The 11,924-nt window shown below is 29.2% G+C and carries 12 protein-coding genes and 1 tRNA gene; 2 read left to right on the top strand and 11 right to left on the bottom strand.

The window, feature by feature from the left end; genetic code table 11:
• Window positions 1-2: 2 nt before the first annotated feature.
• The 9 genes from L8T82_RS05595 to L8T82_RS05555 are packed head-to-tail and all read right to left on the bottom strand — an operon-like array spanning window position 3 to window position 9,167.
• Window positions 3-2,192, bottom strand: coding sequence for a RelA/SpoT family protein (locus L8T82_RS05595; protein WP_133319249.1), 2,190 nt, complete (start codon window positions 2,190-2,192; stop codon window positions 3-5).
• On the bottom strand, window positions 2,176-2,394 hold the full coding sequence (locus tag L8T82_RS05590) for a DNA-directed RNA polymerase subunit omega (RefSeq protein WP_133319250.1): 219 nt from the start codon (window positions 2,392-2,394) through the stop codon (window positions 2,176-2,178). Before L8T82_RS05590 ends, L8T82_RS05595 begins: the two co-directional genes overlap by 17 nt.
• Before the next feature lie 9 nt (window positions 2,395-2,403).
• Window positions 2,404-3,129, bottom strand: a complete 726-nt coding sequence (pyrH, locus tag L8T82_RS05585) for a UMP kinase (protein ID WP_133319251.1) — start codon at window positions 3,127-3,129, stop codon at window positions 2,404-2,406.
• Between the two features lie 55 nt (window positions 3,130-3,184).
• On the bottom strand, window positions 3,185-4,360 hold the full coding sequence (locus tag L8T82_RS05580; protein WP_263726064.1) for a murein hydrolase activator EnvC family protein: 1,176 nt from the start codon (window positions 4,358-4,360) through the stop codon (window positions 3,185-3,187).
• Complete coding sequence (locus L8T82_RS05575) at window positions 4,357-5,163, bottom strand: ABC transporter permease (RefSeq protein ID WP_133319253.1); 807 nt, start codon at window positions 5,161-5,163, stop codon at window positions 4,357-4,359. The genes L8T82_RS05580 and L8T82_RS05575 overlap by 4 nt, the downstream gene beginning before the upstream one ends.
• Window positions 5,150-5,806, bottom strand: a complete 657-nt coding sequence (locus L8T82_RS05570) for a cell division ATP-binding protein FtsE (RefSeq protein WP_039625813.1) — start codon at window positions 5,804-5,806, stop codon at window positions 5,150-5,152. Before L8T82_RS05570 ends, L8T82_RS05575 begins: the two co-directional genes overlap by 14 nt.
• Before the next feature lie 46 nt (window positions 5,807-5,852).
• Window positions 5,853-7,043, bottom strand: a complete 1,191-nt coding sequence (gene trmB / locus L8T82_RS05565; RefSeq protein WP_263660620.1) for a tRNA (guanosine(46)-N7)-methyltransferase TrmB — start codon at window positions 7,041-7,043, stop codon at window positions 5,853-5,855.
• Window positions 7,043-8,251 carry a ferrous iron transporter A gene (locus L8T82_RS05560; protein ID WP_220566341.1) on the bottom strand — a complete coding sequence of 403 codons (1,209 nt, stop codon included), beginning with the start codon at window positions 8,249-8,251 and terminating at the stop codon, window positions 7,043-7,045. The genes trmB and L8T82_RS05560 overlap by 1 nt, the downstream gene beginning before the upstream one ends.
• Window positions 8,205-9,167: an RluA family pseudouridine synthase gene (locus L8T82_RS05555; RefSeq protein WP_263726062.1), complete on the bottom strand. Its 963-nt coding sequence runs from the start codon at window positions 9,165-9,167 to the stop codon at window positions 8,205-8,207. The genes L8T82_RS05560 and L8T82_RS05555 overlap by 47 nt, the downstream gene beginning before the upstream one ends.
• Before the next feature lie 72 nt (window positions 9,168-9,239).
• Between L8T82_RS05555 and L8T82_RS05550 the strand changes: the two genes are divergently transcribed.
• Window positions 9,240-10,349 carry an FtsW/RodA/SpoVE family cell cycle protein gene (locus L8T82_RS05550; protein WP_087700555.1) on the top strand — a complete coding sequence of 370 codons (1,110 nt, stop codon included), beginning with the start codon at window positions 9,240-9,242 and terminating at the stop codon, window positions 10,347-10,349.
• Between the two features lie 52 nt (window positions 10,350-10,401).
• Window positions 10,402-10,478, top strand: a tRNA-Ile gene (locus L8T82_RS05545).
• Between the two features lie 25 nt (window positions 10,479-10,503).
• Here L8T82_RS05545 and L8T82_RS05540 read toward each other — a convergent pair.
• Window positions 10,504-10,776: a hypothetical protein gene (locus L8T82_RS05540; protein WP_133319257.1), complete on the bottom strand. Its 273-nt coding sequence runs from the start codon at window positions 10,774-10,776 to the stop codon at window positions 10,504-10,506.
• 49 nt (window positions 10,777-10,825) lie between these two features.
• Window positions 10,826-11,924: hypothetical protein (locus L8T82_RS05535; RefSeq protein WP_263726061.1), on the bottom strand; the 1,099-nt coding region annotated here is incomplete at its 5' end.

Raw genomic sequence — 11,924 nt, 5'->3', positions numbered from 1 at the left:
TTTTAGTGATTATTATATGCATCATTTAAAGATGTAAAATCTAAAATTTTATACCTAGCTTTTAATCTTTCTTTTGCATTTTCAACATCTATATTATTAGGTAATTCAACTTGCACTTCAAAATAATTTGCCACCACAGGCTCTGAATCGGCTGAATTAATACTTAAAACATTAATCTGCATTTTAGCCAAAGTAGTTAGAAAATCCGCTAAAGAGCCTTTTTTATTTTCTATAGAAACAATGATTTTGTAACTTTTTATCGAGCTATCATTCCAAGAAACAAAAACCATTTCTTTGTTATCTTCTATCATCTTCATTGCTTGTTCGCAAAGTTTATGGTGTATTGTAGCACTAGTTGAATGTCTAAAAGCGATGATTTCATCTCCTCTTTTAGGTCTACAACAATAATCAAAATTAATCGTAGTTATTTTATAATTAGAACCAATCACTATGCTTTCAAATTTTTGTTCATTTTGTTCAAATTTAGCTGCTTGATTTTGTCCTACATATTTTCTAAGAGCTATAATTACCTCTTTAAAATAGTTAAAATCCAAGGCAATTTGTCTGAGCTTTTTATTAAATTTTTCTTTTTCAAGCCATTCTTCTATAAGTTTAGAATCTTTATTAAATGCCGTAGATAAAAGATTAATGGCAATTTTATTGTTTAATTCTTTTTTCTTTTGCTTACAAAAATCTCTTATACTAGCTCTAGCTTTTCCTGTTTTAACACTATCTATCCAAGAGCATCTAAAAAATTCTTCTTCCGAAGTTTCAATACTAACTATATCTCCATTTTTAAGCACAGTTAAAAGCGGGACTCTCATACGATTTACAAAGGCGGTTTTTGCATGAAGTCCTACTTTAGTATGAACCTCATATGCAAAATCCAAAGCCGTAGCTCCACGCGGTAAGGTAAAAATTTCACCTTTAGGAGAATATACTGCTATATCCTCAATATATAAACTATCCTTTGCATATTCATAAAGCTCAATAGCATCACAATCTTGTATATTATTTCCTTCTTCTTTACCATGCATAGAAATATCTTCAAGCCAATCTAAATTTGGTGTTGCAATATTTCCTTCTTTATATTTCCAATGTGCTGCAACGCCAAATTCAGCAGTTTTATGCATATCAAAGGTGCGAATTTGAGCCTCTATGATATTTTTTGCATCAAAAAGTGTTGTATGTAAGGTTTGATAGCCATTTTGTTTTGGCAAGGCTATATAGTCTTTAAATCTTGAAATCAAAGGATTAAAATGCGTATGTAAAATTCCTAAAGCCAAATAACAATCATAAACTTTTTCAACCAAAATTCTTACACCCAAAAGGTCTAAAACTTCATCAAGCCCTACACCTTTTCTTTGCATCTTTAAATAAATAGAATAATTATGTTTAATTCTTTTATGTATAACAAAACTACCTTGTCTAAACCCATTTTCCAAAAATAACATTTCTATTTTTGAAATAAATTCATTAAATCCAAGTTGAATTTGTTGATCTTTTGCATTTATATAATTATCAATTTGTGCATATTCATCAGGAAGCAAAAATTTAAAACTTAAATCCTCAAGTAAATTCTTTATACTTGAAATTCCAAGTCTATGAGCTATAGGTGCATATACCACCAAGGTTTCTTCGCTAATTCTTTTTTGCTTATCTTCTCGTAAATAATTTAAGGTAAGCATATTGTGCAATCTATCACAAAGCTTTATTACAAGCACACTCACATCTTCAACACCCGCTAGAAGCATATTTCTAAAAGTCAGAGCAGATTTTGCAAGTTTCTCATTGGAATTAGAATGAGTAAGATGATCTTCTCTAATACTAACTATTTTAGTTAAACCTTGAACTAATTTTGTTACTTCTTCGCCAAAATTTGCATTTAACTCTTCTTCATTACAATTTGTATCTTCTAATACATCATGTAATAATGCGGCTATAATCATAGATTGTATAGGACTTAAAAAAGCTACAAAAGAAGCTACTAATATAGGATGAACCGCATAAGGTTCTCCACTCTTTCTAAATTGCCCTTCGTGTTTTTGGATACAAAATTCCACTGCTTTTTCCAAAACAGCAGATTGTGGAAAAACCATAAAAAGAATTTCTTTTGCTCTTTGTAAATCCTTGCAATTTTTTACATCATCAACAAGTTTATCTAGCAATAACTCATCATTTACCAGCTTCAATAAATCCCTCTAATACGATTTTATCTTCTGCTATTTCATATAAAGCAATATCAGTATATTTATATTTATTTTTATCTAAATTTACTAAAGGTTCTGCACCATTTGCAAGCTCTTCAGCTCTTTTAGCCACCACAAGAGCTAATTTGTATCTATCATCTTTTAATTTTTTTAATGCCTTTGCAGCTATTTGTTCTACTCTCATTTTTTACCTTTAATCTTGATTTTTAACAATAGAGCATAAGCTCATATCGCCTTGGATAATTTTTAATAAATTTCCTTCTTTAAACATATTACATACCACAATAGGTAAAGCATTATCTTTAGCTAGAGCTATTGCTGTATCATCCATAACTTTTATATTATCATGTAAAGCTCTTTCATAGCTTAACTCATTAAGCATAATAGCATCATCAAATTTTTTAGGATCTTTGTTATAAATTCCATCTACCTTAGTTGCTTTAATGATCATATCTGCTTGAATTTCAACCGCTCTTAAAGTTGCAGCAGTATCTGTAGTAAAATAAGGATTGCCAGTACCACAAGCAAAAATAACTATGCGTCCTTTTTCTAAATGTCTATGTGCTCTTCTCATAATATATGTTTCGCAAAATGCTTCCATTTGGATAGCACTTTGAACCCTCACATCAAGTCCAGCACTTTCTAATGCTTCTTGCATAGCTATAGAATTAATTACAGTAGCAAGCATACCCATATGATCGCCACTTGTTCTTTTTATCAGTCCATCTCTTGCAGCAGATACCCCTCTAATGATATTACCACCACCTATTACAATACCTACTTCAACATTTTCATGAATCAAACTTTTTATTTCAGAAGCTATATATTTTAAAATAGAATTTTCTATACCAAATCCATTTTCTCCAGCCAAAGCTTCTCCAGAAAATTTAACCAATACTCTTTTTCTTTTATTGTTCATTAAATTTCTCCTTTGATTTAAAACTATATCAAAATTCGCATTAAAAAAAACTAATTTATTTAATCATTTCCAAAGGATTGATATGAAAATTCTTTTGGGTTACTTCAAAAGTTAAATCACTTTCAACCCTACCTATAATATAACCTTTCTTGATATTTCTACCTACTTTAACCCCAGGAGCAATTTTATCTAAATGTGCATAAATAGTATGTATACCATCTTTATTTTCAACAATCACAACTTGCTTTAAAGTTGGAGTTGCTTTTGCAAAAACTACTTTTCCATCTAAGACATTTCTTACCGCAGCATTAGCACTATCACTTTTTAAAACTACATTTTCATTATAGATCTTAATATTATAAATAGGATCTATATAATTTCCAAATTTTTGCTTTACTGTGTAAGATTCTAAAGGAGCTATTGTCTTAGAACCATTATATCGCTTAACACTGCTTGTTTGATAGCTTGAACCCACTTGTTTTATGTTTGAATTTGACTTTTGATCATCCTTTTTTTGTGCTAATTTTTCTTCTTCTTTTTCTTTGATAATTTTTAATTTATTGAGTGTTTTTCTTAATTCTTGCTGTTGGGCTTGCAAATTAGAAAGTTTTCTAGTATAAATTTCTTTATCAGTTTTTTGTTTAGCTATTTCTTGCTCTTGTTTTTTTCTAAGGTTTTTGAGCTCATCAATTTGATCTTTATAAACTTTTAAATTATTATTAATTGTAGTAATTTGTCTTTGCTTTTCTTCTATTTTTTTGCTCACATCTTCATAATCTTTTGAAATTTGATAAAATTCTTCTTTGAAAATTTTATCCAAAACCCCAACTAACTCCAAAGCAATAATACTATCTTCACTTTCAATATAATTTTTAGGGATTGCTAAATCATAAGCAAAATCTTTAGCAATTAAATCAATTATTTTTCCTTCGATCTTATTTTTATTTTGCAAAAGATCTTTATTTTGTGCATTAAGCTGTTCTAATGCTTTTATTTGAGTTTTCACAGATCCTTCAAGTTTAGAAGTTTTTGAAGTTAAGGTGCTAATTTCTGAAGCAATTTTTTTTAAATTTTTCTCATTATCTAAAATTTCACTAGCTAAATCTTCTAATTTTTTAGATAATTGCTTTACTATGCGTTCATTTTCTTTAATATCTTTTTGCTTTTGTGCAATTTCATTTGCAAATAAAACAGAAAAGGAAAATAAAAAAAGCAAAAAGCATTTTTTCATTTTCTAACCTTAAACATCACAAAATTCACACAAGCAAAACAAACACAAAGCATTGCTAAAAAAATCAAAAATAAATGCGTGAAAATACTTATTTTAGGCAAGCTAATGTCTACACTTTGTAAAGCTAGTTTAATGGATTCAAGATCATAAACTTGGGTAAAAAATAATACAAGCAATAAAAATGCTATAAAACAATCAATAAAAACTATCTTATAAAGCATAAAAGATCTAAACCAAAATGGGGCGCCAAGCAAGCACATGATTTCCACTCTTTGAGTATGCTCGAAAAGCCAAATTTTCATTTGTTTAAGCAATAATACAAAACTAAGCAATATTATAATAAACAAGAAAAACCATAATAAAAATTTCACTAAAACTAAAAGTTTATAAATTTTTGTATGCGTTTTTGCAAAAGTCTCCACTCTAGTAATGTTAGGATTTTTTAAAAGTTTATCTTTTAAAATGTTTAACTCATCTTCTGATAAAAGCTTATTAAGCTTCAAAGTATAAAATTTTGGTAATGTAGCCTTTAAAACCTCTATGTTTTTGGCTGATATATCATTTTTAAGTCTGTCTATCATTTCATTTGGATTTAAAATTTCTAAAGACTGAAAATGACTTACTTGATCTTCTATGCTTTTTTTATCTAAATGAGTTTTACCTACTAAAATAATATTATAATCTTTATTTAAAAGTTTTTCATAATATTCAATAGTTTTATTTGTGATAATCAAAAACTCAAAAGCAAACATCATCACCATTAAAGCAAATATTAAAGAAAGATGATTTTTAAAAGATTTCATTCATTCTCCCATTTTCTATATTAAAACGACGATAATCAAGTCTTAAATTAGTAGGAATTCTATGTGTAACAACTACCACGCAAGTTCCAAGTATTTCTCTAGCTGATTTTAACAAAGTCCATATAATATCTGAAGAATACTCATCTAAATTTCCCGTTGGCTCATCACATAAGAGTAATTTTGGATTATGTGCTAGAGCTCTTGCCATGGCCACGCGTTGCTGCTCTCCACCTGAAAGTTGAGCTGGCTTTTTATCAGCTTTGAAAGTTAAATTTACATGCTTTAAAAGCTTTGCGGCTTGTTCTTTACATACATTTTTACTATAACCTTTAATCATCAAAGGTAACATTACATTTTTTTCTACACTAAATTCTTGAACCAAACGATAATCTTGAAAAATAATTCCTATTTTTTGCCTAAGCTGCAAAAGTTCAGCATTAGAAATATCCACTAAATCATTATTGCAAACCTTTAAATTTCCACTTATTGGCTCCAAATCCCCATAAAAAGATTTTAACAAAGTTGATTTTCCACTACCACTTTTTCCTGTGATAAAAACAAAATCATTATCTTTTAGCGAAAAACTAGCATTTTCTATAACAAGCTCATCATAACCAAGACAAAGCTTTTTGGCTTCTATCATCACTGCTTTTTCCTTATCATTTGTTTGATAATTATTTAAATCATTATTATTTAATATAAGAATACAATATTTCTCTTAATTTTTCTATAGCTTTTAAATTTTCTTTAGTTTTAAAAGGTTGCTCAAAGATAAATTCTATCTTTTGTAAGTTTAATACTATATAAACATGTTCAGGTTTATAAAAAGCACCAAAAGCTATTTTAATAACAAGTTCTTCATCTTTAATATACATTTTTTCAAAATGCAAGAAAAAATCTTCGCCTTTAAAAACTTCATTTTTAAAATTCTTTTTTATACAAGCTAATTCTTTTGTATTTAATTTTAAATCCTCAATAGCAAATTTTTGATTTTTATTCAAGCTTTTACTCTTGCTAAAACCACTAATGATTAAATCATATATATCTTTATTTTGTCTTTTCCAACGATCTTCATATTTACTTGAAATTTCTAAATTTTCATTTTTTTTGATTAAAGCTTTTAAATGTGAGAAAGTTAAAAAAGTCTCCAAAGTAAAATCAAAATACAAAAAACTATCCGTTCTAAGTTCAAATTGTCCATCTTCTTTTAAAACTCTAGCGCATTCATTTGCAAAATTTAACCCCACTACTCTACGGTGAGGCTTTTTATCCCAAGGAACAGGAAAATGCAAAAAGATTTTATCCACAAGATTAGATTCAAGTACGCTTAATAATAATCTTGCATCAGTTTCTATTAATAAAACATTGTTTAAATTTTCACTTAAAGCAAGTTTAGCTACTTGTTCTAATGCAGGAGTGTAAATTTCTATACCAATTATCAGTACATTAGGATTTTGCCTAGCTTGATAAAGCAAATGTCTACCGCTTCCAAAACCTATTTCAATATAAATTTGTTTTTTATTTTTTATTTGTTCTAAAATTTCTTTTAAATCATTAGCAATTAAAGGTGTTTTTTGGATTAACCTTGTGTGTTTTAGCGCCACAGCTTCACAAACTACATCTTGAGTAAAATTTTCTTTAAATACAAGTAAAGCCTTTTGCAAATACCCAATTTGCGAAGGCTTAGTATGTTTTTCACCCTTTATAAGCCATTCTTGACTTTTTTCATCTTTTTTAATTTGTAAAAAAAATTTTTCTTGGTTTATACGCGTAAAAAGCAAATCAACATTTTCACCTTTAGCAAGCCATAAGAATTCAACTCCATCTTTTTCAAAAGGAAGTTGAATTTCTTTTAAAATTTTACACTTAAAATTTGGCATTATTTTACTGCTGTAAATTTATCAGAAGCTTTTGATTCTATGCCATTTGCATCAATTGCAATAACTTCATAACTATATACTTTTCCAGGAGCTGCAGTAATATCTTTTAATTGTTTAGATTTAATCTCTTTAAACACAGCATTACTTCCACCACCACTTCTTTTAACTATGTATTCTTTAGCTCTATCATCATTATCAATCCACTCTACTCTAATACCATCATCTTCAACAGCACACAAAACAATACTTGGCGCTAATGGTGCTCCTAGGGTAATACCTTCCACAGGCTCACTTGCTATAGGACTTTCTAGGCCATCTTTATCGACCATACTAACTTTATAATATCTTTTTTCAGCCACACCTTTAACCACATCTTCATAAGTATTTTCAGAAGTTTTAGCTACCACACTAAAAGGTAAAAAAGTAGTTGAACTTGAATAAATTTTATAATAAGCAAAATCAGCATAATCAATTTTATCCCAAGTTAAAATAATTTTTCTTGGTGCGTCTTTACTTGCTTGTAAATTACTTACCATAGGAGGAAGGGCTTTGGTAGTTGATTCTACTATTTTACTTGGAGTGCTTTTAATACCATCATAAGTTAAAGCTATGATTCTATATTGAAAACTTTCATCGGGTTTTAGCGAATCATCTATATATTCAGCACTTAAGCGATTTTTGATTCTAGCTAATTCTTTAAATTTCATATCTTTCATATTTGCACGCTCAATGATGTATGAATTTACTCTTACATCAGGATGTGGTCTCCAAACTATTTTCACACGATTTGGCAACCCCACAATAGCTTGCACAAAAGGCACTGGATCAATCACTCTATTTGTAAAAGCTTCTATGCTTACACCATCTTGAGAAACTTGTCCAAGTTCATTAAAGGTTTTCATAGAATAATAATATCTTGTATTTGGTGCTAAATTTGTATCAGTATAGTGAGTTTGAAATTTATTTTTGATTTTTGCTATAAGCTCCATAGGTGCACCAGCTGCATTTGCTCTATAAATATAATAACCTGCTATATTTTGATCATACAAAGGTTCCCATTCAAACGCTATACTTGTAATATCACTTATACTTTTAATACTTGATATTTTTGGTAAAGTATCATTTACTTGAGCAATTTGCGGTGAACTTACACTACAAGCACTAAAAGCTAAAGCAGAACTTAAGATAATCCAATGAAGTTTTTTCATCTATCTCTCCTTGTGTAAAATTTTCTTTTAAAATTTGATAAAAATCATCAAACATAGGAGCTTTTACAAACATCAACTCTTTAGTCCTAGGATGAATAAAATAAATCAAATACGCATGAAGCATTACTCTATTATACTTTATTTTTCCTTTATATCCGTATAATTGATCTCCTAAAATATATCGATTAAAATCTGCTAAATGCACCCTGATTTGATGAGTTCTTCCTGTGTATAACTTAGCAGCTATCAAAGAGCAATTTTTAGCACTTAATAAATTTATAAAATCTGTTTTTGCATTTTTTGCTAAAGGATTTTTAGTATTTGTAGTAATTTTTTTAAGCCTATTGCTAGGACAACGCATAATAGCTTTTTCATTACTCATTTTATCATTTTTCAAAGGCAATTCACTCAAAGCAAGATAAAATCTACCCATACTTTTATCCAAAAGCTGATTTGCTAAAAATTGATGTGCTTGATTGTTTTTAGCTATGATGATAGCTCCACTTGTGCCTTTATCAAGTCTATGCACAAGCCCTGCTCTATGCTCTCCATTTAAATTTGACAAAGCATAGCCCTTATACAAAAGCCAATCCACCAAAGTCGCTTCTTTAACACTACTTGCACCATGCACGACAACATTAGGAGCTTTGTTTAAAACTAAAACATCATCATCTTCATATAAAATTTCTATATCAAACTCAGGCGTGTAGCTTTCTTTGGCTTCTTTTACTAAAGGTAAAAAAATACTTATTTCATCTTTTTGTTTTATTTTTTTAGAACTTTTATTTTCTATTTTTTCATTAATATATATGCAGTTTTCTTTGATTAGTTTAGCAACTTGCGAACGACTTTGCTTAAGTATATCTGATAACAAAACATCCAATCTTTCTTCACAAAGTGATGAAATTTTTAGCATATTATATTTCCTTGTGATAAAATTTGCAATTTTAGCATATAATTATGTAATATTTTATAAAAAAGGGTAGCTTTGATAAAACTTGATAGAAGAATTTTAACACATTTTGACTTTGTACAACCTCTTTTAGTGTTACCTATCATAGCTATATCTTTTCTCTTAATTTATGAGGCAAATACGCGCTTAGCTGAAAAACAATTTATCTATACTTTAGTGGGTTTTGCAGGATTTGCGTTTTTTTTCTTTTTACCCTTAAGAAGACTAATGTGGCTTATACCTGTGTTATATTGGATTAATATAGCTTTACTTTTAAGTGTGGATATTTTTGGTGTTGAAAAACTTGGAGCTAGAAGATGGCTTGAAATACCTTTTACGCATTTTACCATACAACCTTCTGAAATTTTTAAGCCCTCTTTTATTTTAATGTTAGCTTATTTGATTTATCAAAATCCTCCACCGCCTAATGGCTATGGCTTAAAACAATTTTTAAAGCTAAGTTTTTATATTTTGCTTCCGTTTTTGCTTATAGCAGGAGAACCTGATTTAGGAACAGCTTTAGTACTTTTAATAGTAGGCTTTGGAACGCTTTTTATCATAGGAGTAAATTATAAAATTTGGCTTAGTATTTTTTTAGCTATAGCCATAGCCTCACCTATTATTTATAGTGATTTTTTAAAGCCTTATCAAAAACAAAGAATTCATGATTTCTTAGCTGAAGAGCCAAGTTACCATGTAAAACAATCCATCATCGCTATAGGAAGCGGTGGTTTGAGCGGAAAAAAAGCAGATGAAGCTACACAAACACATTTTAAATTTTTACCTATTTCTACGAGTGATTTTATCTTTGCATATTTGTCTGAAAGATTTGGTTTTATCGGTGCAGTTGTAATCATACTACTTTACACCTTACTCATTTTTCATTTATTGAGTTTAAATTATAAGCTCAAAGATGATTATTTTACAAGAGTGGTGACAAATTGCATTGCTTTATTTATTTTCATATATGTAGCGGTAAATATATCAATGACCATAGGTTTTGCTCCTGTTGTTGGTATACCTATGCCATTTTTTAGTCATGGGGGAAGTTCTTTTGCTACTTTTATGATTTTCTTTGGAATTTTACAAAATTTAATAACCTTTAGATATTTAGCAATAGAAAAAGCGGTAAAAATAAAATTCTAAATTTAAATTAAGGAAATAAAGATATAATAACATTTTTATTTTAACTTCTGGCGGATTTATAGCTCAGTTGGTTAGAGCAACCGGCTCATAACCGGTTGGTCGCAGGTTCGAGTCCTGCTAAATCCACCATTTATTTTGCATTACAACTTGATTTTCAAAAAAACATTTTCCAATGATTTTTTAGTATTTTGATAATATTTTTACAAATTTCTTTCTTTTTGCTTTCTTCTATTTGGAGTTTATCTAAAAAAGTTTCTTCAAGAGTGTTAATAAGTTGCATACATTCTTTTGCATTAAATCTTTCTACTTCGTTTAAAGGTGATAACGCTTTTAACAATAAATCTTTATATTCCATAAGAGTTTTAATATCTACCTCTGAAAGCTGGGCTAACAGAGATAGAAATTGTGCAAAATTATACAGTGGCATATATTTCTTTCTTTTTCCACAACATTATAAAATGTGCCTATATATCCGACTAATAAAATCTTTCATGATCTCCACCACCAAAAGTAACCGCTCGTGTTTCTGTGACATTTACACCTAAAGTATTAAATCTCATTGTAAAAGTAGGAGTATCGGTCAATGGTTTAGTGCACCATGTAGTTGATATTACAACTTTTGCTTCACCAGAATTATCAAATTCTTTATCCCATCTTTGTATAATTGGCACAGTTTGACCAAGGCCAACTAAGAGATTAGTTCCACTAAAATCAACTTTTTCTCCTGCAATTCCATCGGTTAATGTTAAAGTTGCACTGGTGTAGCATGAAGCAGGATCTTTCCAAGTATCATATATTGCATGAATGCGTTTTTGCACCTCAATACTTCCTACAATTGCTTCAGAATCAGCTCCATCCCATTCTTTATATTTCACTTTAAGACTAAAAATTCTACCGGTGTGTTCAGTAACTTTTCCAATAGGTTTAAAATTTAAATAAACTGAACCTTTATCATCAGTATGAAGCGTGCCTTTATTTACAAAATTAGTATAACCAAGATACTGATCTGGTTGAACATCTACACTAGAGTTTGGAATTAGTCCATATAGCTCTATAGTTGCTCCTGTATCAAATGGAATATTATTTACATTTATTCTTGGACGAATTGGACCATTAAATACAGCTGTTTCACTAGCTTTTTCACTTCCATCTTCATATTCAACGCTTACTGTTATCGGACGAACATTAGGATTAATTGTTCTAAACTTAGTTAGCGCAACACCTTTACTATCAAAATATTTTGGAATTAGATCTTCTTTTGGAAGTACTCCATCGCCGACAATACTCCATTTTATTTTTGCATAAGGAGTGCCTTTTGCCAATATACTGACAGTTTCAATCAAATATGGATTTAGCCTTGTTTTACCAAGAGTTAATTGAATTGGAATCTTCTTATAATTTAATTCTTTACTTAAATTTTTACCCATAGCATTTACACTAATTACAGGGTTATTTTTAAATGGAGCTTTGGAAGTAATAGTTACTTTAGCTTCACCACTAGAATTAAATGTTGTATCATGATCATTTAAAGTAGCGTCTCCACTTATATTCCACTCTACTTTTTCATAAGGTTTT

Source organism: Campylobacter sp. IFREMER_LSEM_CL292 (assembly GCF_025771615.1).
In the GTDB taxonomy this organism is placed as follows: Bacteria; Campylobacterota; Campylobacteria; order Campylobacterales; family Campylobacteraceae; genus Campylobacter_D; species Campylobacter_D lari_D.
This window is presented reverse-complemented; position numbering and strand designations above follow the sequence as displayed.